Below are 24,076 nucleotides of genomic sequence, written 5' to 3'. Positions count from 1 at the left end.
TGTTAATCAATATTGAATTTTTATTGTAAATTCGAATTGCGATACAAAACTAACGAAAAAAACATGAGGGTTCTCTAAATACACTGCTAAATTAATGAATATCATACTTAGAAATAGTGTGTTTTTATCATGTATATTAATTTTTTATTCTATCAATGTTAACAGCAAAAAGTGACATTCATGCTGCACTAAAAAAGTATTTTGGGTTTAACAAATTCAAAGGGCTGCAGGAAGATGTAATTAAAAGTATTTTATCAGGAAACCATACGTTTGTAATTATGCCAACCGGGGGCGGAAAATCGCTGTGTTACCAATTACCGGCATTAATGCAAGAAGGTACAGCTATTGTGGTATCGCCTTTAATAGCCTTGATGAAAAATCAGGTGGATGCCATTAGAGGTCTTTCAAATGAAGAAGGTGTTGCGCATGTATTAAATTCTTCATTAAATAAAACCGAAGTAAAACGGGTAAAAGATGATATAGTTAACGGTATTACCAAACTGCTCTATGTAGCACCGGAATCGTTAACTAAAGAAGAAAACGTTGAGTTTTTACGCTCGGTAAAAGTGTCTTTCATGGCTATTGATGAAGCCCATTGCATAAGCGAATGGGGGCACGATTTTAGACCGGAATATAGGAATCTCCGTCATATAAAAGAGCGCATTGGCGACGATATTCCTATCATTGGCTTAACCGCTACGGCCACCCCAAAAGTTCAAGAAGACATTATAAAAAACTTGGGTATTGCTGGCGCTACAACGTTTAAAGCGTCGTTTAACAGACCTAATTTATATTATGAGGTTCGACCAAAAACAAAAAATGTTGATGCTGATATTATTCGATTTATTAAACAAAACGAAGGAAAATCGGGTATTGTTTACTGTTTAAGTAGAAAACGTGTTGAAGAATTGGCACAGGTATTACAGGTAAACGGCATTAAAGCAGTGCCATATCATGCGGGTTTAGATGCCAAAACCAGATCGAGCCATCAAGATAAGTTTTTAATGGAAGATGTAGATGTTGTTGTGGCCACTATTGCCTTTGGTATGGGTATCGATAAGCCCGATGTGCGCTTTGTAATCCATCATGATATTCCTAAAAGTATAGAAAGTTATTATCAAGAAACCGGTCGTGCCGGTCGCGATGGAGGCGAAGGCCATTGTTTGGCATTTTACGCTTATAAAGACATTGAAAAACTAGAGAAATTCATGTCTGGTAAACCCGTTGCCGAACAAGAAATTGGGCATGCTTTATTGCAGGAGGTTGTCGCTTTCGCGGAAACATCAATATCGCGCAGAAAATTCATTTTACATTATTTCGGTGAAGAGTTTGATAACAAAACCGGCGAAGGTGGCGATATGGACGACAACGTACGTTACCCTAAAAAGCAAAAAGAAGCTAAGGACGATGTAAAGTTACTCTTGGAAATTATTGATAAAACCAACGAAAAATATAAATCGAAAGATTTAGTAAACGTGCTTATCGGTAAAGAAAATGCGCTAATAAATTCACATAAAACCAACGAACAAGACTTTTTTGGAAAAGGTAAAGCGCAAGACAACAAGCATTGGATGGCTTTATTGAGGCAGGTATTGGTATCGGGCTATCTAAAAAAAGATATAGAAACTTACGGTGTTATAAAATTAACAGATGCAGGTAGGGCGTTTATAAAAAAACCGGTGTCGTTTATGATGACCGAAGACCATATTTATGAAGGAGAGCAAGAAGACGGATCAATTATTGTTGCCGCAAAAAGTGGTGGTGCCGTAGCCGATGATGTGCTTATGGGTATGCTTAAGGATTTGCGTAAAAAGAATGCCAAAAAAATGGGCGTTCCACCGTTCGTTATTTTCCAAGACCCGTCGCTGGAAGATATGGCTTTAAAATATCCTATTACCATGTCCGAGCTTAGTAACGTTCATGGTGTTGGCGATGGCAAGGCAAAAAAATACGGTAAGGATTTTATCAGTCTTATTTCAAAATATGTTGAGGAAAACGACATTACACGTCCAGACGATTTAGTTGTAAAATCCACCGGTAGCAATTCTGCAAATAAGCTTTATATCATTCAAAATGTAGACCGAAAATTACCTTTAGATGATATAGCATCGTCTAAAAATATGTCTATGGAAGATTTCATAAAAGAAATGGAGGCCATAGTATATTCGGGTACCAAGCTGAATATTAACTATTGGATTGATGAGATTTTAGACGAAGACCAACAAGAAGAAATCCATGAGTATTTTATGGAATCGGATTCCGATAGCATCCATGAAGCCATTGAAGAATTTGATGGTGATTACGACGATGAGGAATTGCGTTTATACCGTATTAAGTTTATTAGCGAGGTGGCTAATTAAGCATCGATTATTTTAAAGTTTTGAATATAATGTTGTGCTTTTTTGCAGTTAACTTTAATGTATTGATACGTGCTTTATCAAATTTTTCAACATCTTCTTTTTCAATTTGAAAATCGATTCTGGTTATAAATCGGTTTGATACATTTGAATGGTCTGATTGAAACTCATCCATATCCGATTTCAAATCCAAATTAAAATCATTGCCTTCAATGTTAAGATTAGCACCTTTCATGGTTTTAATTTTAAAAGCACCCACAATTATTGTAATCACGTAGTGGAAGCCACCTAATTCTTTAGTGCTGGCGTAAAGCACGTTTTTTTCAGATATGGCAAAAGCATCATCTGTAATAGAATTGATGATGTCTTCGGTATGGTTGTCAACATGTGTACGCTCCATAGCACGAATGTTGCCAAAAGCGGCTAAAATTTTATCTAAGTTAAATTTCATATTTTGGGTTTCAAAAAATCTAAATTTTTACAATTTGCGCGTTGTACATAAAAGAGTTTTGCCAACGCTTAAAACGGGCATCGAACTTTTCGGCAAAAACAAGATATTGGCATTTGCCAATACTTTCGGGCGTTCTGGTAACTTCTGCTAAATTATTGTTTCTAAATAAAAAGTCGGCATCTTCAATTATGCACATTTGTAATTTATTCAAATTTATGCCATTGAGATAAAACAATCGATTTAAACGTTTTGGCGTAGCAATTACGATGTCGGTGCCTTCATAAATCTCATCGCGCTGTATATCAATATTATGTTCGTCGTAAGCGCAATACACCCTTAAATCGGTACCGCGTTTAAATGCATTAAATTCCAACTCTAAACTTAAAGCGGCTTGTTTGTCTTTTACAAAAATTAAGGCTCTCGGTGCATCCTCAACGGCATGTTTTAATTTTTGAATGACGCTAATAACAATGCTTGTGGTTTTACCACTGCCTTCTGGTGCAATAACAAACAAACTTGCACCTCCCTTTATTTTAGATAAAATTTGCTTTTTAAGGGGTAAAGGGGCTTTAAATTCGTTGTGATGAAGAGTATCTGCTAAAGGTTCAATTAATTTTTTAAAAGACATAATAAGATTTTCATTATGCTGTAAAGGTAGGTTTTTAAATATCTATGAGAGTTAAGATATTATTGATATTTAGAAAATAATTAGTTTACTTTTGCCCAATGCAAAATAACAACACCGTTAAGTTTGAGTTTGTCGCTTTAATGGCGTCTTTAATGTCTATTGTAGCTTTATCCATTGATGCGCTATTGCCTGCTTTACCCGAAGTAGGGTATGATTTAGGGGTTACAAATCCGGCCGATAAACAATTGCTTATTACCATGATTTTTTTGGGCTTGGGTTTCGGGCAACTCCTTTTTGGACCATTATCGGATAGTTTTGGAAGAAAGCCCATAGTTTATATTGGTTTTATCGTTTTTATCGTGGCAAGCATTATTTGCGTAACAACCAATAGTTTTGAAGTGATGATTTTGGGGCGCATACTTCAGGGCTTTGGGCTATCGTCTCCCAGAAGTTTAAGCATGTCTATGATTCGCGACTCTTACAGTGGCAATTATATGGCAAAAATACTATCTATTGTGGTCATGTTTTTTATTTTGGTACCGGTGGTTGCTCCAACCTTAGGCCAACTTTTGCTCTATCTTTTTACTTGGAAATCGATATTTCATTTTAATTTGATATTTGGTGTTTTAATAATGTTTTGGTTTTGGCTACGGCAACCAGAAACTCTGCCAAAACACAAGCGTATTACATTTACAAGTCGCCTTTTTGTTAATGGCGTAAAAGAATTTTTTAAATATAAGGAAGCCGTAGCTTTTACTATGGTTTCCGGTTTTATTACGGGGTCTTTTTTGGTGTATTTAAGCACGTCGCAACAAATTTTTCAAGAGCAGTATAATTTGGCTGAAATGTTTCCGTATATTTTTGCGAGTTTAGCTATTTCAGTGGGGTTGGCAACATTTTTAAACAGCCGGTTTGTGGTTAAATTCGGTATGCTAAAAATTGCTTATGTCTCTTGTATCGCTTACGCTGTAATTTCCATTTTATATGTGGTTCTGTTTTCATCGGGAGAAAACCCAAGTATTACCGTTTTATTAAGCTTTTTTGCTTTACAGTTTTTTGCCGTTGGTTTTTTATTCGGAAACTTACGGGCTTTAGCCATGCAACCTTTAGGGCATATTGCCGGTATTGGTGCTGCTTTAAACGGTTTTGTATCAACGGTTATGGCAGTGCCTATTGCCAACTATATTGGCGGATTTGTTACCACTTCGGTGTTACCGCTGTTTATTGGGTTTTCAATTTTCGGAATTTTATCACTTTTGGTATTTATAATTGTGAAGCGAAAAGTTGCATTTATAAATGCTTAAACTAATGGTTAATTATACATGATTTCATTTTTGATTCTATTCGAGGAGTTTGTTATATTTTGAGTACATTGTTTATATGTTTCAACGAACACCAATCAGTGGGGTTTAAATTATTGTAAAATACAAAACACAGCATTTAAATGAAAAATTCTATAGCAGAACGTGTCAGTGATTTTTTGAAGAATCATCCGCCCTTTGATTTATTGGATGCAAAAAAACTTCTTAATATAGCCAAGGAAGTGGTTATTATTTATTTGGAAAAAGGTGATGTTTTATTTAAACAAGGTGCCAGTTGTAACAATCACTTTTACATGGTTAGAAATGGTGCCATCAGCCTAACCTATTCAAACAACAACGCACAAGAAATTGTTTCCATGAGTGATGCCGGTGATATATTTGGTGTAAGACCTTTAATCGCACAAGAAAATTATAAACTTACTGCGTCTGCGCACGAAGAGTCTATTGTTTACGGCATTCCTATTGACAGTTTTAGATTGGCAGCCGAAAACAACTCCAGAGTTTACAAATATCTCATTACTGCCTTTGCCACTAATGCATACGATGCTTACACAACCAAAGAAACCCATGAGATTTTTGTCGATTACTTGCCTAGTAATTCGCGAGACATTGCTAATTTTCAAACGGCCAACTACACCAAAAAGCCTGTTACATGTTCGGTTAACTCATCTTTAAAAGAAGCTGCTTTAAAAATGAGTGAAAACAAAATTGGGTACATTGTAGTTATTGACGATGCTAAAAAGCCTTTAGGTATTATTACAAATAGCGATATAAAAAATAAAATCGCGACGGGTATTTTTCCTATAGATACGGCTGTAACCAATATTATGAGTTCGCCCGTTATAACGGGTAATAAAAACCTAACCGTTGCAGATGGCCAATTGCAAATGATAAAGCATAACATTGCCCATTTGTGCATCACCAAAGATGGTACGGTAAATTCTAAACTCGTAGGCGTATTAACAAATCACCACATATTGGTAGCATTGGGCAACAATCCAACAGCGATACTCAAAGAAATTATACGGGCAAAACGCACCAAAAAATTGCGTAACGCACGACTTAAAGCAGATACGTTACTCAAAAATTATTTAGAGCAAAACATTCCTATTACACACATTACAAAGGTTATCTCTAAAATTAACGATGCCCTAACGGTAAGGGCTATAGAAATTGCATTACCGAAAATGCCAACGCCGCCACCGGTTAAATTTTCGTGGTTATCCATTGGAAGTCAAGGCAGAAAGGAACAATTACTGTACACCGATCAAGACAATGCACTTGTGTTTGAAGATGTGCCCAAAGCAAAATATAAGGAAACCCAAGATTACTTTTTAGAGCTTTCAAAACATGTGACAAAATCCTTAAATAAAATAGGATTCGAGTATTGCGAAGCCGATATGATGGCGAGCAATAGTGCTTGGTGCAAATCAATTTCTGAATGGAAAAACCAATTTAAAGAATGGATATTATCGCCGGGGGAAGAGGCTGTGCTGCTATCTTCTATCTTTTTCGATTACAGTATGGTTTACGGAAGTCAGAACCTAACCGATCAGTTAACAGATACCATTTATGAAGCCTTGGAAGAAAGTAACTTGTTTTATAAAATGCTAGCCCAAGATGCCGTAAAAAGTCCTTCACCATTGGGGTTTTTCAGACAGTTTTTGGTAGAAAAAAATGGAGAACAAAAAGACTTGTTCAACATAAAAAACAGAGGACTCATGCCTTTAGTTGATGCAGCGCGTTTATTGGTTTTAACCAAGCATATAAAAGGTATAAACAACACCTTTGAGCGATACGAAAAACTGGCCCAAATTGAACCGAATAATAAAGAGCTGTACGAATCCTGTTCTTACGCATTTAAGGCCCTTACCAAGTTTAGAACAAAACACGGTTTAAAACATAATAATTCTGGTAAATTTATAGATTTAGAAACATTGTCCAACGAAGAAAAATTAAAGCTAAAGCGCTGCTTTAAGCCTATTGATGAAATCCAAAAAACACTGACGCTAAGGTTTGATTTAAAAACGTTACCCATATGATATTAGGTTGGTTTAAACGGAAAAAAAGACATTATCCCGAATTTTGGTTGCGCTATTTAGAAACTTTCAACAACAATAAAAATGAAACAATAGCCACCACCAGATTTGTAGCGTTTGATACCGAAACCACGGGATTTGATAAAAAAAAAGATAGAATATTATCTATTGGAGCGGTTTCTATTTTAGACAAATCCATTGAAGTTAACGAAAGTTATGAGGTATATTTAAAACAAGATGTTTTTAGTAACAAAACCGTAGAAATACACGGTATATTAAAAACAGGTTCTTTAAAAAAAGTTTCAGAATTAGACGCTATAGAATCGTTTTTAGACTATATAAAAGATGCTGTTTTGATAGCGCACCATGCTAATTTCGATAAAGACATGGTTAACGAAATGTTATTGAGACATGGCTTAGGAAAATTAAAAAATGAATTTATAGATACGGGTTATTTGTTTAGTAAATCAAAGCATATTATATACCGAGAAAACCTAAAAGACCATTACACATTAGACGATTTATGTGCCGAACTTAATGTGCCAAAAGTAGATAGACATACAGCCAGTGGCGACGCCCTTATTACGGCCATTGTGTTTTTAAAGATATTATCGCGATTAAACAGGCGCAAGCACTTAAATTGGGATTACCTTTTAAATAAGACATAATATTTGACTTTGGCCGATTAATGGGTAGCCTCGCCCGCGCCACTTGGAATTCTAATTTTTTCAACAATTTCTTGAACCTCTTTTGGTGGCGCTTTGGTAAATTTCATAACGGTAATAGACACTATAAAATTAAGCACCATGGCAACGGTACCAAAACCTTCGGGAGAAATTCCAAACCACCATTCGCTTTTATTGGGCAGCACTTCATCAAACCAACCCAGTTTATATTTAATCATATATAATAACATGGCTGTAATGCCCACAACCATACCGGCGATAGCGCCTTCTTTATTCATGCGTTTGTAAAAAATGCCTAAGATAATAGCTGGAAAAAATGAAGCGGCTGCCAATCCAAAAGCCAAAGCAACCACCGCTGCAACAAACCCTGGCGGATTGATTCCAAAATACCCGGCTACACAAACCGCACCAACAGCCGATAAACGTGCTGCGATAAGTTCGCCTTTTTCAGAAATGGAAGGTTTTATTATTTTTTTGATCAAATCATGAGATACCGAAGATGAAATCACCAATAACAAACCTGCTGCTGTTGATAGTGCTGCAGCTAATCCACCCGCGGCTACCAAAGCTATCACCCAGTTTGGAAGTTTTGCGATTTCGGGATTTGCCAGTACCATAATATCTCTATCGACGGTTAATTCATTTTTATTGTCATCAGCGAGGTAAGCGATTAATCCGTCTTCATTTTTATCATTAAAAGTGATAAGCCCCGTAGTTTCCCATTTTTTAAACCAATCCGGCACATCGGCATACGGTTGGTTGGAAACGGTTTCAATCATATTTGTTCTCGCAAATACGGCCACCGCAGGTGCTGAGGTGTATAGAACAACAATTAAAAGCAATGCGATTCCAGCGGATTTACGGGCGTCTTTAACCCGTTTTACAGTAAAGAAACGTACAATAACATGCGGTAATCCGGCAGTACCAACCATTAAAGCGAGGGTAATGGCGAATACATCGACTAACGATTTGGAGCCTTCGGTATATTCGGCGAAGCCTAATTCTGTGCTTAATCCGTCTAGTTTATCCAATAAATAAGTTCCCGAACCATCTGCCAATTCACTACCAAATCCTAATTGCGGAATGGGGTTTCCCGTCATTTGAATAGAAATGAAAATAGCAGGCACCATAAAGGCGAATATCAATACACAATATTGTGCCACTTGCGTATACGTGATGCCTTTCATTCCGCCTAAAACGGCATAAAACAAAACGATAAGCATGCCAATAATAACGCCCGTATTGATATCGACTTCTAAAAAACGGGAAAATACAATACCAACGCCACGCATTTGTCCGGCTACATATGTAAACGAGACCAATAGGGCACAAAACACAGCCACAATGCGTGCGGTTTTAGAGTAATATCTATCTCCGATAAAATCGGGAACGGTAAATTTTCCGAACTTTCGTAAATATGGTGCTAGTAGTAATGCGAGTAACACATAACCACCTGTCCATCCCATTAAATACACGGCGCCATCGTATCCTGCAAACGAAATAATACCTGCCATGGATATAAAAGATGCGGCACTCATCCAATCGGCTGCCGTTGCCATACCATTGGCTAATGGCGAAACACCACCGCCAGCGACATAAAAATCTTTTGTAGAACCTGCTCTAGACCAAATGGCTATACCGATATATAAGGTGAAGGTTAAGCCTACTAAAATGTAAGTCCAATTTTGTACGCTTATCTGTTGGGCTATCAATAAACTATTCATCGTAGCCATATTTTTTGTCGAGTTTATTCATTAATCTAACGTAGATGAAAATCAGTATAACAAATACGTACATTGAGCCTTGTTGGGCAAACCAAAATCCGAGTTTAAATCCGCCTATTTTTATTTCATTTAAAACATCTTTAAAAATGATTCCTGCGCCGAATGACACCAGAAACCAAATGGTAAGCAGGATGAGTACAATTTTTATATTCTCTTTCCAGTACGCTTTCGGTTTGTTTTGATGGCTCATACTTTATTTTCTTTTAAACGTTCTTTATAAGCAGCCAATTCTTTTACAACTTTTGGAGCCAATATTATGGTGGATAACATGGTTGGAATTGCCATTAAAGCAAACACGCCATCGATAAGATTTATCATCATATCCAACGTCATGGTTGCGCCTAAAACAATACTGGCAATATAGAAATAGTTGTAATAATGCATTTTATCTGCACCTATTAAAAACGACAAACATTTTGAGCCATAATATGAAAATGAAAACAATGAGGATATGCTAAACACCGCTATACAAACTAACAGCAAATACTTGCCAAATCCGGGCATAGCATTACCAAAAGCATTGGCGGTTAAACTCACACCGTTATCGGCGGTGGTTTCCCAAACACCAGTAACCAAAATGGCTAGAGCGGTAAGTGTACACACAATTAAGGTGTCGATGGCTGGACCTAACATAGCGACTAAACCTTCGCGAACAGGCTCATCGGTTTTTGCGGCGCCATGGGCTAGGGGAGCGGTACCAATACCTGCTTCATTTGAAAACGCACCACGTTTAATTCCTAGTAATATCAATCCGCCAACAATTCCGCCAAAAAAAGCATCGCCTTTAAAATTATTGGCAGCAAAAGCATCTGTAAAAATCATGGCGAAATATTTAGGAACCACCTCAATATTAACAACTAAAATAATGGTAACAGAAACAAAATAAAGCAACACCATAGAGGGCACAAGCTTTGCTGCCGTTTTACTTATACGTCCAATACCACCAAGAATAACAATAGCCGTTATGCTAACTAAAACCAGTCCAACAATTAAATTGGAAGTAAATCCAACTTCAACGCCATTGGGTGCCAATAAAATATCGTTAATGGCTTGTGTAAGCTGATTGACATTAAAAACAGGCAGCGCTCCAACCAAACCGCACACACTAAACATAATGGCCAAAGGTTTCCAAGATTTACCCAAACCTTCCATAATAAAATACATGGGGCCACCTTGTAACTCGCCATTGCTATCTTTACCTCGAAACATAATAGCCAAGGTTGAAGTGAAAAACTTAGTCGACATCCCAACAACGGCACTGACCCACATCCAAAAAACAGCGCCAGGGCCACCAATGGAAATGGCGACAGCAACCCCTGCAATATTCCCCATACCAATGGTAGAAGACAAGGCCGTAGTTAACGCTTGGAAATGACTGATTTGCCCGGGATCGTTTGGGTCGTCGTATTTGCCGCGAAGAACATGAACGGCATGCCCAATTAAGCGAAATGTTCCAAACCTCGATCGGATGAGCAAATACAATCCGCCACCAATAAGAAGTATAAGCAAAGGCAATCCCCAAACTGCACTAGAAAAATTGGCAGCCAGTTGTTTGAGTTGTTCCATAAAAAATGAGTTCGTTTTCGTTTTAAATGTATAAAAGATGCGTGAAACTATTAAAAATGTTTATACTTTAATAGGAAAACCTCATAAAATTTATTGAAATAAAAATTACCTTAGCATAAGTTATTAGATCATAATTATACTGTGCTTTAAATTGATGATGTTAATATTAACCTGAAAAAAAACACCAATGGATAAAATACACACAGTTGAAGAATACATTGAGAAAAACGCTCATTTTAGTGAAGCCTTGAGCATTTTACGAGACTTAATTAACACTACCGAACTTGAAGAAACCATAAAATGGAGTGCGCCCGTTTATACGTTAAACAATAAAAACGTTATTGGTTTGGGGGCTTTTAAAAAGCATTTTGGTATTTGGTTTTTTAACGGTGTGTTTTTAAAAGATGAGCATCATTTACTTGTAAACGCTCAAGAAGAAAAAACAAAAGCCTTACGGCAAATGCGTTTTGAATCGGTTAACGATATCGATAAAAACCTGGTTTTGGCCTATGTTAAAGAAGCCATAGAGAACCAAAAATTAGGCAAAGAAATTAAACCCGACCGAAGCAAGAAAGAAACCATTGTACCACCGGAGCTAATGGCTGTTTTGGTTAACGATTTAAAAACCAGTTTTGAACAGTTATCGGCTTATAAACAGCGTGAATATTGCGAATATATAAGTTCGGCAAAACGAGAAGCCACCAAACAAACCCGGTTGGAAAAAATCAAGCCTATGATTTTAAAAGGTGTTGGCTTACACGATAAATATAAAAATTGTTGATATAGATACTGATTTTACAGAAGTTTTGTCATTCCTGCGAAAGCAGGAATCCACAAGCTTTTCTTTTTGTCAATATAATAGATTCCTGCTTTCGCAGGAATGACAAACAACAAAAAAAGCTTCCAATTTGGAAGCTTTTTTTCGTAAAACTGTCCCGATAACTATCGGGATTGTTTCAGTTTCTAATAATGTTATTAAAAGTATTTATTAATTCTGAAATATATTCAAAATATAAAATATCTATTTTTTTGCTGCTACTGGTGCATTTAGTTTGCTACTCATTTCCATTGAAATCGCAGAGCGCTCAAACTTTACTTTACCCGACATGGTTTCAATAACACAGCTACCATCTTTATCGTTAAGTTCTAAAACTTTACCGTGCATACCGCTTTTGGTAATTATTTTATCACCACGTTTTAATTCGGCCGCAAACTTTTTTTCTTTTTTTGCACGTTTCATTTGTGGTGCAATCATAAAAAAGTAGATGACTACAAACATTAATATAAACGGCATAAATTGCCCTATTCCTTCTCCCATTGTTATTGTTTTTTAATCGTGGTTGTGCCCTTCGTGACCTGGTCGTGTACTAGATTTTACCGGTTTGTTGGGTGCTGTTAAAGTTGGTTGTGGTGTTGTGGTTTTAGCATTCGGATCGGGTTTTACAAAAGCTGTGATTTTTACAGATTCTGTTCCTTTTTCCGTATTTGCTGTAACTGTAACTGTTTTTGTAACTTTGTTTTGACCCGTGCCGTTAAATTTTACTGTAAATTCTCCCGACTCGCCAACGGCCAACGGTTCTCTGCTCCAATCTTTAGGAACGGTACAACCACAAGTACTTTTAATATCAGTAATCACCAAAGGTGCATCACCGGTGTTTTTATATTTAAATACTGTTTCCACGTTTGTTCTCGCTTCAATTTCGCCAAAATCGTGTTCTTTTTTATCAAACTCTAATTTTGGAAATTTAGACGATACGGCATCTCTTTCTGCTGCTGCTACCAAATTGCTTTCTTCTATCTTTTTGGCGGCATTTTCTTTACATGATGTAAAAGCGATTAAGCACATGGCGCTCAACCCTAATATTACTTTTTTCATTTTAAGTGGTTTTATCATTTTGGGTGGTAAAAATAACAATTATTTAAACGATTAAAAACTTTTATTATACTCTTAACAGTTTATTACATTAAGCCACGCCCTATTTTATTCAATTTCCCGTCGGCGGTATATTCTTTTACCAACTTATCTAAAATACCGTTTATAAAAATGCTGCTTTTTGGGGTTGAATATTCTTTGGCGATTTCTAAATATTCGTTAATGGTTACTTTTACCGGAATTGAGCTAAAATGTTTCAACTCGCAAATGGCCATTTGAAGCAATACGTAGTCTACATTGGCGATACGGTCGGCATCCCAATTTTTGGTTTTTTGTTCAATTTCTTCATTTAAGGCTGTTTTATTTAAAAACGTTTTTCTGAACAGCTCAATGGCAAATTGTTTATCCTCGGTGTCTTTATACAATTGTGGTGTAAAATGGTTTTCTGGAGATGTGAGTTTAACCTTTCGCAATAGCTTTAAAATCGTGGTGTTTACCGTTGGAAGATCGTCTAGCCAAGTTAGATTTTTATCTTCCATATAATCGTAAAGCTTGTCGTTTGGAGCGATAATTTCCTTGAAAACATCAACTATAAAATCTTTATCTTCTTTAAAATCAGATACTTTGGTTTGCATATAATCTTTATACAAATCGCTGGAAATTATAGTTTTAAATATAATATCTACATACTCGTTATCCAATTCCCAATTGGTAATTTTAAAAGTTTCAAGCTGGTTTTTTAGCTGTGTATTGCTTTTAAGTATGTGCAATACTTGGTTGTTTACAAATTTCCGGTTTGGGTCTTTGTCTTCTTTGGTCGCTAAATGTTTATTCTGTTTTTTTTGTAAATCGGTTTCGGCTCTTTTTTGAACTTCAATAAGAAGCGAAATTAACAAAAGGTACAAGTTGTACATGTTATCGATACTAAACAGTAAAAATTTCTGGTCTTTACTAAAATCGTCGCTTTCGCCACCTTTAAAGGCATACAGGGTTTGCATTACTTTTACACGAATATGTCTTCTGTTTAGCATCATTACAAAGAACTTTAAATTATAAAAACGAAAGTTTAAGTGATTTTTCGTGCTGCAAAAATAATACTATTTTAAAAAAACGCTACATATTAATAACTAATTATTTTAGGCTTTATTTAACAATGTAGGGTTTAAAGTAAAATCGATTAATGGTTTTAATCTATTATCTTTGTTTCTTCAAAATAAAAGACCGATAAACTTATATATGAAGGAACTTCAGCATTTAAACAAATACTTTTTAAAGTATAAAACACACCTATTAATTGGTAGCGTTATTACTGTTGTTGCCCGAATATTTTTGCTTTTTACACCGCGTTATGTAAAGGAAATTTTTATCACTATTGAAAAATACTCGGATAATTCCATTAACAAAGCTGTGTTTAAAGCCGAATTAACCGAAGCCATTCTTTACATTATCGGAGCCGCTGTTTTTGCTGGAATACTTACTTTTTTTATGCGCCAAACCATAATAAATGTGTCACGTTATATTGAATACGATTTAAAAAATGAGGTTTATGCGCAATACCAAAAACTCTCGTTAAATTTCTATAAAAAGAACAGAACGGGCGATTTAATGAACCGGATAAGCGAAGACGTAAGTCGTGTGCGCATGTACGCGGGCCCCGCATTAATGTACAGTATCAATACCATTACGCTTTTTGTAATTGTGTTAATTTACATGTTTAATGCAGCACCTAAGTTAGCGTTGTTCACCATTGCGCCCTTGCCCATTTTGTCGATTGCCATTTATAAATTAAGCCGGGAGATACATAAACGCAGCACCATTGTGCAGCAATATTTATCGAAACTTTCAACCTTCACGCAAGAGTCTTTTAGTGGTATATCGGTAATAAAAGCTTATGGTATTGAGCCATTAACAGCTTCAAATTTTGAAACCCTTTCGGCAACCAGTAAAGAAAAGCAAGTTAATTTGGCTAAAGTACAGGCCTTGTTTTTCCCGATGATGATTTTGCTTATTGGCGTGAGCAATTTATTGGTTATTTACATTGGCGGCATGCAGTATATAAATGGCGAAATTGAAAGTTTGGGTACCATCGCAGAGTTTATTATTTACGTAAATATGCTCACGTGGCCGGTGGCTACGGTGGGTTGGGTCACCTCCATTGTACAGCAGGCCGAGGCATCGCAAAAACGCATTAACGAGTTTTTAAAAATTGAGCCCGAAATAAAAAACAATACGCCTAATCATACCGAAATCACTGGGGATATTGCGTTTAACAAGGTGTCTTTTACTTACGATGACACCAATATTCAGGCTTTAAAAGATGTCAGTTTTAAAATAAATGAAGGTGAAACACTGGCTATTTTAGGAAAAACCGGTTCGGGAAAATCGACCATTTTAGATTTGATTGGTCGACTTTATGATGTTGATGCGGGCTCGATTACGATTAACGGTACCGAAATAAATCAACTGAACCTTAACGATTTAAGAAATAGTATCGGTTATGTGCCACAGGATGCTTTTTTGTTTTCAGATTCTATAAAAAACAACATCAGATTTGGGAAGGAAGATGCCACGGACGAGGATGTTATTAAAGCGGCAAAAAACGCACAAGTCCATAAAAACATTGTAAAATTTAACCAAGGTTACAACACGGTATTGGGTGAACGCGGTATTACACTTTCCGGCGGACAAAAACAACGTGTATCCATTGCGAGAGCCATTATTAAATCGCCTAAGATTTTATTGTTTGATGATTGTTTATCGGCGGTCGATACCGAAACCGAAGAGAAAATCCTTGAAAACTTAAACAAATTATCAAAAGGAAAAACAACACTAATTGTTAGTCATCGCGTATCTTCGGCTAAAAATGCCGATAAAATAATTGTGCTGGAAAATGGTGAAATAGTCCAAAAAGGAAATCACGATTCACTTATTAATACCGACGGTTATTACAAAGATTTGTATTTAAAACAACTTAGTGAGTCAGACGCCAAATAATGTGTAAACTCATTGAATTTTAGATAGATACATTATTCTGTTATTCCATAAAATTCAACAATTGTAAACTTAAAAAAAAGAAAATTCAATATTTGTTGGTTAATATGTGATTTTTTTAGATTTTTGATACATATAATAAAGTATTCAATAAATTTCTAAATAACTATGAATAATAATGGTATGATGGAGCGCGAGGAGATTTTTTCAAAAGTATTACGAGCTGGAAGACGCACCTATTTTTTTGACGTAAGAGCTACAAAAGCAGAAGATTATTACTTAACAATTACCGAAAGCAAAAAGTTTACTAATGATGATGGTTCTTATCATTATAAAAAACATAAAATTTATATTTATAAAGAGGACTTTGCTGAATTTAAAGATATTCTTGCAGAAATGACCGATTATATCATTAAAGAAAAAGGTGACGAAGTGATTAGCGAACGCCATCAAAAAGACTTTAAAAAAGAATATAACAACAATACCCCAAGAGTAACTGAAGATGAGCTAAAAACTCCCGAAAGTTTTACAGATATTGACTTTGAGGATATTTAGCAGACGCACTTAGTTTTTTATAAATAAAAAAACACAGCCACCAATTATGTTTAATTGGTGGCTTTTTAATTCATATATGTTTACTGGTTAAATCTTTCCAACCATATAAGAACAAAAAGCGAATAATCATAATTTATTGGTTTTGCATTTTATTATGCTTTGGCGGTAATGATCATGTATTTCCAATAGCTGCCAAAAATCAAAATTCAAGTACCCTCACCATATTTAAAAATCGGATAATCAGTGATATTAATAATTATTAGTATAGTTTTTGGGGTAAGTGTCTTGAGTGGATCAAGGCACTATCGCCATAAAGATGGTGATGCCTCAAAGCATGTGTAAGGATTTAATTCTAGTTGATTTTAATAGCATATTTTTATTCTATGTTGTTTAATGCACTGTAAATCAAATTTATAAAAGCAAACTCAAAGAAGTTTTTTGCAATGTATTAGAACATTATTTATAATAACAACATCCGATGAAATACATTAAAAGTCGTTTAAGAGTATGTTTTTTTATTGTTTTTTGGTAAAAACTGACAATTATATGTATAATTGCGATTATATTAAATGAACAACCCCAAAACCTACCTACGAATATGAAAAAAATTACCTTAGTTTTTAGCCTTGTGTTATTAATAGTCTCATGTCAAAAAGACTCTGATCCCATTCAAGAAGAAGACCTGTTGGAGGATTTAATTTGTGAAGACTGTGGAATAGAAGTTACCAAAGATGGTACACGATTAACACAGCATGATAAAGTAATAAACGTTAAAACATCACTTTCGGGGAAATCGTCTAAATCTCAAAAAGGAAATAGCATCTATTTAAAACTTAAAGCTATAGTCGATCCGTTATATGTCGTTCATAAAGGGCAAATAGTGCTGTTAAATGCGAACCATGTGGCAGTAAAGAATAGAAGAATAGCGGTTTCTTACAGTTTAATTGGTGAGCCATATTCAGGAGGGGTAGATGTAATAAGTGTCCCTAAAAATGGTGCTCCAAACTTAGATGGAACCTTGGTTTTACCACACAGGGATATTGATGCTGTCGATTTTTCGGATGGTAAACACCTCTTGTTTGGAGGTGGTTTTGATGCAAGGGAATACTATGGTGGCGATTACCCTTCGTTTTTAGGTCGATATCAAATACAATACAACAAAAAAAGGGATGTTTTTAGTTTGAGTGAGAAAGATTTGTTTCATTCAATTTTCGGAAATAAACTCCGAAGCATAAAAACCATTAATGGTATTATAACTGGATCTGGTGGTGGAAACTCAGGCGTTATTTTCGCTTTTAATGAAAAAACCAATACGCTGATTAAGCACGAATCAAATGAAACCGAAGGCTTGTTTATTTTAGATACGTCTATAGAAAAGCACAATAATGCTTATAATTTTGTGGCATTAGCATTTAATAATGATACCAAAGAATTAAAGGCTTTTTATTATGATATTTCCAAGAAAACCGATATCATGAGTTTTAATTACGAGGTTAGTTTGGGCGTATTTAATAATATGAATGTTGAAGCTAAACACAGTTTAACGGCCGTTAAGAAAGATCGGTTGGCGGTTAGTTTAGGGAGCGATGGTATTGGTTTATTTAAAATTAATACGGATAGTGGAGGAAACAAAACCGCAGAATTGGTACAACAAATCAAGGAGCAAATTTTAGACCCGAACAAACCCAACGATGTAGTGAACTCTTTTATTTTTAGAAACGGTGTGTTTTATATTGCAGCAGGTGAAGCAGGGTTTTATATCATAAAATATAATTTTAATAAAAACCGACTGGATGAAGATTACGGTCATGTTGAATTTTCAGAAGGTATTTCTGTTAATGGTTTGGCTAAAAGCGGAAGCGACCTTGTTTTAGCAACTACAACAGGAGTAAGTATTTATACCATAAGCGGATTGTAAAGCGTCAATAAAAAAGAACTATATTTTGAACGCTATAAAATAAAATGCCCAACTAATAAGTTGGGCGTTTTTATAACTAAGATTTAAACAGGCTATTTAACCAATTGCTTTTCTTTTTCAACTGAAAAATCAACTTCAATTTGATTCTTTAAAATATCATCAAAAGTTTCTCTTTTTCTAATTAAATGTGCTTTATTTTTGTGCCATAAAACTTCTGCAGGTCGGTAGCGCGAGTTATAATTGCTAGCCATGGAAAAACAGTAGGCACCGGCATTTTTAAAGCATAAAATATCACCTTCGCTAATTTCGTTAATACGTCGGTTGTTTCCAAAAGTATCGGTTTCGCAAATATAGCCCACAACGGTGTAAAAACGCTCGCGTCCATTTGGGTTGGAAATATTAATAATATCGTGGTGCGACCCATAAAACATAGGGCGAATTAGGTGATTAAACCCAGAATCAACTTGCGCAAAAACTGTTGAGGTGGTTTGCTTCACAGCATTTACGGTGGTTAAAAACCTACCGGATTCACTCACTAAAAACTTACCGGGTTCAAAAGCTAGGGTTAATTCTTTACCGTAATCTTTACAAAATTGATTGAATTTTGAAGATAATTTTTTTCCCAATTCTTCAATATTGGTTTCAATATCTCCATCTTTATAAGGCACTTTAAAACCCGAACCAAAATCAATAAAGTCTAAATTTTTGAATTGTTTTGCCGTTTCAAAAAGTATTTCGCTGGCATATAAAAACACATCAATATCTAAAATATCGCTGCCCGTATGCATGTGAATGCCATTAATTGTCATTTTAGTATTCTCTACGATACGCAATAAATGCGGAATTTGATGAATTGAAATGCCAAATTTAGAATCGATATGCCCCACAGAAATATTGCTATTTCCACCAGCCATAACATGTGGGTTAATACGAATACAAACCGGAACATTTGGATGTTTAGTGCCAAATTGCTCTAAAATAGCCAAGTTATCAATATTTATTTGAACACCTAATTTTGCAGCTTTTTCAATTTCTGAAAGTGATACGCCGTTTGGAGTAAAAATTATTTCTTCCGGTAAAAAGCCTGCAGCCAAACCCAATTTAACTTCTTGAATGGAAACGGTGTCAATTCCAGAGCCTAAGCTTTTAAAAAGTTTTAAAATTGAAATATTCGATAACGCCTTTACGGCATAATTCAACTTTAGGGTTTTAACATTCTTAAAAGCATTGGTTAAGCGATTATACTGCGCTGTAATTTTTTCAGCATCGTAAACGTAAACCGGACTTCCGTATTCTTTTGCTATGTTAAGCAACTGATTATTGGTCATAAGTACAACATTATTTTTTTTCAAAGATATTTTATTATTTTCAAAATAAAATTATTAAACACAAAATTAATCAAATTAAACAAAGTGTTAAATATATAACAAATCATGGATTGTAATTTTAATTTTCTTCATTCTTAAATAAAACATTAGTGTAATTAATAGCGATTATTTACATTTGTGCATCTTAAACTATTAAGCAAGTTATGAATTTACACGAATATCAAGGTAAAGAAATATTAAGCACCTTTGGAGTGCGTATTCAACGCGGAATTGTTGCCCAAAATGCACAGGAGGCGGTTGCCGCAGCAAAACAATTAACACAGGAAACAGGTACGAGTTGGCATGTTATAAAGGCTCAAGTTCATGCCGGCGGACGTGGTAAAGGTGGCGGTGTAAAGCTTGCTAAAAATTTGCAAGAAGTAGAAACCATTGCTGGGGAAATTATTGGGATGAATTTAATTACACCCCAAACTTCTGCCGAAGGTAAAAGAGTACATCAAGTTTTAATCGCTGAAGATGTGTATTACCCAGGAGAATCTGAAACCAGTGAGTTTTATATGTCGGTTTTATTAAATCGCGGTACCGGGCGAAATATGATTATGTATTCTACTGAAGGTGGGATGGATATTGAAACCGTAGCAGAGGAAACACCACATTTAATTTTTACCGAAGAAGTAGATCCATCGGTAGGTTTAATGCCATTCCAAGCAAGACGTGTTGCTTTCAATTTAGGATTATCTGGATTGGCATTTAAGGAAATGACCAAGTTTGTTACAAATCTTTATACGGCCTATGTAAAATCAGATTCGTCTTTATTTGAAATAAACCCCGTTTTAAAAACGAGCGATAATAAAATAATGGCTGTTGATGCTAAAGTTACAATTGACGATAATGCGTTGTACAGACATAAAAATTATGTGGATTTACGCGATATTCGTGAAGAAAGTGCCATTGAAGTTGAAGCAGGGGAACTCGGTTTAAATTATGTGGATTTAGATGGAAACGTGGGCTGTATGGTAAATGGCGCTGGTTTAGCCATGGCGACTATGGATTTAATTAAACAAGCGGGCGGCGAGCCGGCAAACTTTTTAGATGTTGGTGGAACTGCTGATGCTGCTCGTGTTGAGGCAGCTTTTAAAATCATTTTAAAAGACCCAGCGGTAAAAGCTATATTAATTAACATTTTTGGTGGTATTGTACGTTGCGACCGTGTGGCACAGGGCGTTATTGATGCCTACAAAAACATGGGTAATATTAATGTACCTATCATTGTACGCTTGCAAGGCACCAATGCTGACATAGCAAAAGAATTAATTGATAATTCAGGGTTAGATGTAATGAGTGCTACGGAGTTTCAAGAAGCCGCCGATAAAGTACAAGAAGTTTTAGGTTAAATATAACCTACAAATAGTTATATAATGAGAAAAAGAGCAACATTATCAGTTGCTCTTTTTTTGTGCTTTAGTTTCACCCTTTTTTGGCATGGGCCCTCGTAAATGAATTACCAAACCATTTAAAAAATTTCTTAGAATTTGGTCGCCACACTCCATGTATTTCGGATGGTCTTCTCGTCTGAAAAAAGCACCCAATTCACTTTTGGAAATTCTAAAATCCACAAGACTTAAAATCTTTACAATATCATCATCTCTCAGTTTTAGAGCTACTCGTAATTTTTTTAAAATATCGTTGTTAGTCATATTTATTATAATCTGTTTTATCTATCCGTGCGTTTCATCGATTTTATTTTTATGAATACGCCTTATTGACGTTTTTAATATTCCATAAAGATACTTTAAATAATGATTTTATGCTTAAATAATGAATGTGAAAATTATTCGTTTAATTTACTGATAATGAGAAAATTAATTAAATTAATGGGTTAAACACATGCTATTTCACTTCTGTGTTTTACTTAAAAATCGGATAAAAAAAATGGGTTTATGATGAAATAATTAAAATCTTCGATTAATAACGCCCTGTTTTTCGATAAGTTACATTATATCTACGATTATTTAAGGACGCTTCTGTGTATCTTTATAGTATAATTAATTAATCCCTTCAAAACATGATTAATAGAGTCGAAAAATTGAGTCTTTTATCTGAAATGATTGCTTTTGCAAAATATGATAAAGACATAAAACATATTGAGTATAACTTTTTGTTAGGTGTGGCCAAACAGCTTGAAATATCTCGTGAAGATTTTGAATATTTAATAGAACACCCTGTTACCTATACGCATTTAAAATCGCATAGCGAACGAATCGTTCAGTTTCACAGACTGGTTTTGTTGATGAATATCGAACAAGAATACGGCGATGGAAACAACTCTGCAGGCGTTATAAAACTTTATAATTTTGGGTTGAGAATGGGATTGAGCCACGAATCGATAACCAAGGTTTTGTATTTAATGGAAAGTTTCCCGAATAAAATTGTACCTCCGGACGTATTAATAGATATTTTTAAAACACAGTACAATTAAAATTTTATCTGCTAAGTAATAATTTACTTGTGTTGTGAAAACCCTTTTGGGTTATGGAAAAGCTAGAGGTTTACACCTTTAGCTTTTCTAGTTTATTTTGGTAGCTTTTAATTTCGTCTCGTAATTTGGCCGCCACAATAAAATCTAGAGCCTTGGCGGCTTCTTCCATGGATTTTCGCTTTTCGCGAATTTTCTTTTCCAGTTCTTGTTTACTTAAATAGGCACTTTCTGGTTCGGCGGCTTTTGCAGCTTCCAATTCGTAACTATACGTGCTCACCGAGTTTTTTGATAAGGCATTGTCCAAGCTTTTATTTAAGGCTTTTGGTGTGATGTTGTTTTCGGTGTTATAAGCAATTTGTTTTTCGCGCCTGTATTCTGTTTCGTCAATGGTTTTTTGCATGCTTTTGGTAATTTTATCAGCATACATAATGGCCTTTCCGTTTAAGTGTCGCGCGGCTCTTCCAACGGTTTGGGTAAGTGAACGGGCCGAACGTAAAAAGCCTTCTTTATCGGCATCTAAAATAGCAACAAGTGATACTTCGGGTAAGTCCAACCCTTCACGAAGAAGGTTAACACCAACTAAAACATCAAACAAGCCTTTACGTAAATCTTGCATAATTTCAACGCGCTCTAAAGTATCGACATCACTGTGAATATAACGACAGCGTATTTGAATGCGATCCAAATATTTGGTCAATTCCTCAGCCATACGTTTTGTTAACGTGGTTACCAAAGTGCGTTCGTCTTTTTCAACACGTTGCTGTATTTCTTCAATTAAATCGTCAATCTGGTTTAAGCTTGGTCTAACTTCAATTTCGGGATCCAATAACCCTGTGGGGCGAATCACCTGTTCCACATAAATACCATCGGATTTTTGAAGTTCGTAATCTGCAGGCGTTGCACTTACGTAAATAACCTGGTTTTGCAAGGCTTCAAATTCCTCAAATTTTAATGGCCGATTATCCATAGCGGCGGGTAACCTAAAACCGTATTCCACTAAGTTTTCCTTTCGGCTTCTATCGCCACCATACATAGCGTGCACTTGCGAAATGGTAACGTGGCTTTCATCGACAACCATTAAGTAATCCTCTGGAAAATAATCCAATAGACAGAATGGTCTGCTTCCCGGTTGTCTGCCATCCAAATACCGCGAATAGTTTTCAATTCCCGAACAATAGCCCAATTCGCGTATCATTTCCAAATCGAATTCGGTACGCTCTTTCAAACGTTTTGCTTCTAAATGTTTTCCGATTTCCTTAAAATAATCGTATTGTTTTACCAAATCATCCTGAATGTTTTTAATAGCACCTTGTAAAACCTCTGGCGAGGTCACAAACATGTTTGCTGGGTAAATGGTTAGAATGTCATATTTTTCAATGACTTCGTTGGTTTGAATATTAAAGGATTCAATATCTTCAATTTCATCGCCAAAAAAATGAATCCTGAAAGCATCATCGGCATAACTCGGGAAAATATCTACAGTATCGCCTTTAATCCTAAAATTCCCATGATTAAATTCGCCCTCGGTACGCGAGTATAAACTTTGCACCAATTGATGCAGTAGTTTGGTGCGCGAAATAACTTGGTCTCTTGTGAGGGTGATGACGTTTTTTTGAAACTCCACCGGATTACCAATACCATATAAACAGGATACGGATGCGACTACAATTACATCGCGTCTGCCCGAAAGCAATGAGGATGTTGTGCTTAAACGCATCTTCTCGATTTCCTCGTTGATGGATAAATCTTTTTCTATGTAAACGCCCGAAACGGGAATGTAAGCTTCGGGTTGATAATAATCGTAATACGATACAAAATACTCAACGGCATTTTCTGGGAAAAACTGTTTAAACTCAGAATATAGTTGCGCTGCGAGTGTTTTGTTATGCGCTAAAACCAAAGTAGGGCGCTGCACATCTTCAATCACATTGGCAACCGTGAAGGTTTTTCCCGAACCGGTTACACCGAGTAAAGTTTGGTACTTTTCATCCGTATTAATGCCATTAACAAGTTGCTTTATAGCTTGTGGTTGATCGCCAGTTGGTTTAAATTCTGAATCTATTTTGAATTTCATTTTGCAAAATTACACAAAATAAATG

Annotated in this window: 21 protein-coding genes; 10 read left to right on the top strand and 11 right to left on the bottom strand. The window is 35.5% G+C overall.

Features of this window, described 5'->3' with window-relative positions; translation table 11 throughout:
• Window positions 1-155: 155 nt before the first annotated feature.
• Window positions 156-2,360, top strand: coding sequence for a RecQ family ATP-dependent DNA helicase (locus RNZ46_RS01510; protein WP_316983628.1), 2,205 nt, complete (start codon window positions 156-158; stop codon window positions 2,358-2,360).
• A 7-nt stretch (window positions 2,361-2,367) separates the two neighbouring features.
• Here RNZ46_RS01510 and RNZ46_RS01505 read toward each other — a convergent pair whose 3' ends face one another.
• Together RNZ46_RS01505 and RNZ46_RS01500 are read right to left on the bottom strand one after the other, a co-directional pair.
• Window positions 2,368-2,808, bottom strand: a complete 441-nt coding sequence (locus tag RNZ46_RS01505) for a hypothetical protein (RefSeq protein ID WP_316983627.1) — start codon at window positions 2,806-2,808, stop codon at window positions 2,368-2,370.
• 19 nt (window positions 2,809-2,827) lie between these two features.
• Window positions 2,828-3,436 (bottom strand): DEAD/DEAH box helicase, encoded by a 609-nt coding sequence (locus RNZ46_RS01500; protein ID WP_316983626.1) that lies wholly within the window; start codon window positions 3,434-3,436, stop codon window positions 2,828-2,830.
• 98 nt (window positions 3,437-3,534) lie between these two features.
• Here RNZ46_RS01500 and RNZ46_RS01495 point away from each other — a divergent pair, with 98 nt between their 5' ends.
• From RNZ46_RS01495 to RNZ46_RS01485, 3 genes are all read left to right on the top strand, one after another.
• The gene (locus RNZ46_RS01495) at window positions 3,535-4,740 is read left to right on the top strand and encodes a multidrug effflux MFS transporter (RefSeq protein ID WP_316983625.1); all 1,206 of its coding nucleotides are present in this window, start codon (window positions 3,535-3,537) and stop codon (window positions 4,738-4,740) included.
• A 140-nt stretch (window positions 4,741-4,880) separates the two neighbouring features.
• A complete protein-coding gene (locus RNZ46_RS01490; protein ID WP_316983624.1) occupies window positions 4,881-6,800 on the top strand; it encodes a DUF294 nucleotidyltransferase-like domain-containing protein in 1,920 nt (639 codons plus the stop codon).
• Window positions 6,797-7,465 carry a 3'-5' exonuclease gene (locus RNZ46_RS01485; RefSeq protein WP_316983623.1) on the top strand — a complete coding sequence of 223 codons (669 nt, stop codon included), beginning with the start codon at window positions 6,797-6,799 and terminating at the stop codon, window positions 7,463-7,465. The genes RNZ46_RS01490 and RNZ46_RS01485 overlap by 4 nt, the downstream gene beginning before the upstream one ends.
• Before the next feature lie 17 nt (window positions 7,466-7,482).
• Here RNZ46_RS01485 and RNZ46_RS01480 read toward each other — a convergent pair whose 3' ends face one another.
• Genes RNZ46_RS01480 through RNZ46_RS01470 form a run of 3 tightly spaced genes read right to left on the bottom strand, consistent with a single transcriptional unit; the run spans window position 7,483 to window position 10,833 of the window.
• A complete protein-coding gene (locus RNZ46_RS01480; RefSeq protein WP_316984947.1) occupies window positions 7,483-9,180 on the bottom strand; it encodes a sodium:solute symporter family protein in 1,698 nt (565 codons plus the stop codon).
• A 19-nt stretch (window positions 9,181-9,199) separates the two neighbouring features.
• The gene (locus RNZ46_RS01475; protein WP_316983622.1) at window positions 9,200-9,457 is read right to left on the bottom strand and encodes a DUF4212 domain-containing protein; all 258 of its coding nucleotides are present in this window, start codon (window positions 9,455-9,457) and stop codon (window positions 9,200-9,202) included.
• Window positions 9,454-10,833, bottom strand: a complete 1,380-nt coding sequence (locus RNZ46_RS01470) for an alanine/glycine:cation symporter family protein (protein ID WP_316983621.1) — start codon at window positions 10,831-10,833, stop codon at window positions 9,454-9,456. The genes RNZ46_RS01475 and RNZ46_RS01470 overlap by 4 nt, the downstream gene beginning before the upstream one ends.
• Before the next feature lie 187 nt (window positions 10,834-11,020).
• Here RNZ46_RS01470 and RNZ46_RS01465 point away from each other — a divergent pair, with 187 nt between their 5' ends.
• Window positions 11,021-11,614, top strand: coding sequence for a YdeI/OmpD-associated family protein (locus RNZ46_RS01465; RefSeq protein WP_316983620.1), 594 nt, complete (start codon window positions 11,021-11,023; stop codon window positions 11,612-11,614).
• 240 nt (window positions 11,615-11,854) lie between these two features.
• Here the strand turns inward: RNZ46_RS01465 and yajC are convergent, their stop codons facing one another.
• The 3 genes from yajC to nusB all read right to left on the bottom strand — a co-directional run bounded on the left by yajC (window position 11,855) and on the right by nusB (window position 13,740).
• Window positions 11,855-12,151 carry a preprotein translocase subunit YajC gene (gene yajC / locus RNZ46_RS01460; RefSeq protein WP_316983619.1) on the bottom strand — a complete coding sequence of 99 codons (297 nt, stop codon included), beginning with the start codon at window positions 12,149-12,151 and terminating at the stop codon, window positions 11,855-11,857.
• A gap of 12 nt (window positions 12,152-12,163) precedes the next feature.
• Window positions 12,164-12,709, bottom strand: coding sequence for a DUF1573 domain-containing protein (locus RNZ46_RS01455; RefSeq protein WP_316983618.1), 546 nt, complete (start codon window positions 12,707-12,709; stop codon window positions 12,164-12,166).
• 83 nt (window positions 12,710-12,792) lie between these two features.
• A complete protein-coding gene (gene nusB / locus RNZ46_RS01450; RefSeq protein ID WP_316983617.1) occupies window positions 12,793-13,740 on the bottom strand; it encodes a transcription antitermination factor NusB in 948 nt (315 codons plus the stop codon).
• Window positions 13,741-13,942: 202 nt separating this feature from the next.
• On the opposite strand from nusB, the gene RNZ46_RS01445 reads away from it, so the two are divergent.
• The 3 genes from RNZ46_RS01445 (at window position 13,943) to RNZ46_RS01435 (ending at window position 18,170) form a co-directional block, all read left to right on the top strand.
• On the top strand, window positions 13,943-15,700 hold the full coding sequence (locus RNZ46_RS01445) for an ABC transporter ATP-binding protein (protein ID WP_316983616.1): 1,758 nt from the start codon (window positions 13,943-13,945) through the stop codon (window positions 15,698-15,700).
• A gap of 165 nt (window positions 15,701-15,865) precedes the next feature.
• Entirely contained in the window at window positions 15,866-16,252 is a 387-nt protein-coding gene (locus RNZ46_RS01440; protein ID WP_316983615.1) for a PUR family DNA/RNA-binding protein, read from the top strand.
• 598 nt (window positions 16,253-16,850) lie between these two features.
• A complete protein-coding gene (locus tag RNZ46_RS01435) occupies window positions 16,851-18,170 on the top strand; it encodes a hypothetical protein (RefSeq protein WP_316983614.1) in 1,320 nt (439 codons plus the stop codon).
• Between the two features lie 92 nt (window positions 18,171-18,262).
• Here the strand turns inward: RNZ46_RS01435 and lysA are convergent, their stop codons facing one another.
• Window positions 18,263-19,522, bottom strand: coding sequence for a diaminopimelate decarboxylase (gene lysA / locus RNZ46_RS01430; protein ID WP_316983613.1), 1,260 nt, complete (start codon window positions 19,520-19,522; stop codon window positions 18,263-18,265).
• A 179-nt stretch (window positions 19,523-19,701) separates the two neighbouring features.
• Here lysA and sucC point away from each other — a divergent pair, with 179 nt between their 5' ends.
• Window positions 19,702-20,892: an ADP-forming succinate--CoA ligase subunit beta gene (gene sucC, locus RNZ46_RS01425; protein WP_316983612.1), complete on the top strand. Its 1,191-nt coding sequence runs from the start codon at window positions 19,702-19,704 to the stop codon at window positions 20,890-20,892.
• A 45-nt stretch (window positions 20,893-20,937) separates the two neighbouring features.
• On the opposite strand, the gene RNZ46_RS01420 is transcribed toward sucC, so the two are convergent.
• Window positions 20,938-21,195, bottom strand: a complete 258-nt coding sequence (locus tag RNZ46_RS01420) for a DUF1456 family protein (RefSeq protein WP_316983611.1) — start codon at window positions 21,193-21,195, stop codon at window positions 20,938-20,940.
• Between the two features lie 368 nt (window positions 21,196-21,563).
• On the opposite strand from RNZ46_RS01420, the gene RNZ46_RS01415 reads away from it, so the two are divergent.
• On the top strand, window positions 21,564-21,977 hold the full coding sequence (locus RNZ46_RS01415) for a TerB family tellurite resistance protein (RefSeq protein ID WP_316983610.1): 414 nt from the start codon (window positions 21,564-21,566) through the stop codon (window positions 21,975-21,977).
• Window positions 21,978-22,047: 70 nt separating this feature from the next.
• Here RNZ46_RS01415 and uvrB read toward each other — a convergent pair whose 3' ends face one another.
• Entirely contained in the window at window positions 22,048-24,051 is a 2,004-nt protein-coding gene (gene uvrB, locus RNZ46_RS01410) for an excinuclease ABC subunit UvrB (RefSeq protein ID WP_316983609.1), read from the bottom strand.
• Window positions 24,052-24,076 lie beyond the last annotated feature (25 nt).

Origin of the sequence: Hwangdonia lutea (genome assembly GCF_032814565.1) — a bacterium.
Taxonomy (GTDB): domain Bacteria; phylum Bacteroidota; class Bacteroidia; order Flavobacteriales; family Flavobacteriaceae; genus Hwangdonia; species Hwangdonia lutea.
Note: the sequence above shows the minus strand (reverse complement) of the source record. Positions and strands in the feature narration are given on the sequence as shown.

What these genes read in the sequence shown, in the direction of transcription:
- RNZ46_RS01465 (WP_316983620.1), top strand. Translation starts at nt 11,021, where the DNA reads ATGGATAAAATACACACAGTTGAAGAATACATTGAGAAAAACGCTCAT.
- RNZ46_RS01420 (WP_316983611.1), bottom strand. Translation starts at nt 21,195, where the DNA reads ATGACTAACAACGATATTTTAAAAAAATTACGAGTAGCTCTAAAACTG.
- RNZ46_RS01440 (WP_316983615.1), top strand. Translation starts at nt 15,866, where the DNA reads ATGAATAATAATGGTATGATGGAGCGCGAGGAGATTTTTTCAAAAGTA.
- RNZ46_RS01435 (WP_316983614.1), top strand. Translation starts at nt 16,851, where the DNA reads ATGAAAAAAATTACCTTAGTTTTTAGCCTTGTGTTATTAATAGTCTCA.
- RNZ46_RS01510 (WP_316983628.1), top strand. Translation starts at nt 156, where the DNA reads ATGTTAACAGCAAAAAGTGACATTCATGCTGCACTAAAAAAGTATTTT.
- RNZ46_RS01475 (WP_316983622.1), bottom strand. Translation starts at nt 9,457, where the DNA reads ATGAGCCATCAAAACAAACCGAAAGCGTACTGGAAAGAGAATATAAAA.
- RNZ46_RS01495 (WP_316983625.1), top strand. Translation starts at nt 3,535, where the DNA reads ATGCAAAATAACAACACCGTTAAGTTTGAGTTTGTCGCTTTAATGGCG.
- RNZ46_RS01505 (WP_316983627.1), bottom strand. Translation starts at nt 2,808, where the DNA reads ATGAAATTTAACTTAGATAAAATTTTAGCCGCTTTTGGCAACATTCGT.
- RNZ46_RS01500 (WP_316983626.1), bottom strand. Translation starts at nt 3,436, where the DNA reads ATGTCTTTTAAAAAATTAATTGAACCTTTAGCAGATACTCTTCATCAC.
- uvrB (WP_316983609.1), bottom strand. Translation starts at nt 24,051, where the DNA reads ATGAAATTCAAAATAGATTCAGAATTTAAACCAACTGGCGATCAACCA.
- RNZ46_RS01485 (WP_316983623.1), top strand. Translation starts at nt 6,797, where the DNA reads ATGATATTAGGTTGGTTTAAACGGAAAAAAAGACATTATCCCGAATTT.
- RNZ46_RS01490 (WP_316983624.1), top strand. Translation starts at nt 4,881, where the DNA reads ATGAAAAATTCTATAGCAGAACGTGTCAGTGATTTTTTGAAGAATCAT.
- yajC (WP_316983619.1), bottom strand. Translation starts at nt 12,151, where the DNA reads ATGGGAGAAGGAATAGGGCAATTTATGCCGTTTATATTAATGTTTGTA.
- RNZ46_RS01470 (WP_316983621.1), bottom strand. Translation starts at nt 10,833, where the DNA reads ATGGAACAACTCAAACAACTGGCTGCCAATTTTTCTAGTGCAGTTTGG.
- RNZ46_RS01415 (WP_316983610.1), top strand. Translation starts at nt 21,564, where the DNA reads ATGATTAATAGAGTCGAAAAATTGAGTCTTTTATCTGAAATGATTGCT.
- RNZ46_RS01455 (WP_316983618.1), bottom strand. Translation starts at nt 12,709, where the DNA reads ATGAAAAAAGTAATATTAGGGTTGAGCGCCATGTGCTTAATCGCTTTT.
- nusB (WP_316983617.1), bottom strand. Translation starts at nt 13,740, where the DNA reads ATGATGCTAAACAGAAGACATATTCGTGTAAAAGTAATGCAAACCCTG.
- RNZ46_RS01445 (WP_316983616.1), top strand. Translation starts at nt 13,943, where the DNA reads ATGAAGGAACTTCAGCATTTAAACAAATACTTTTTAAAGTATAAAACA.
- sucC (WP_316983612.1), top strand. Translation starts at nt 19,702, where the DNA reads ATGAATTTACACGAATATCAAGGTAAAGAAATATTAAGCACCTTTGGA.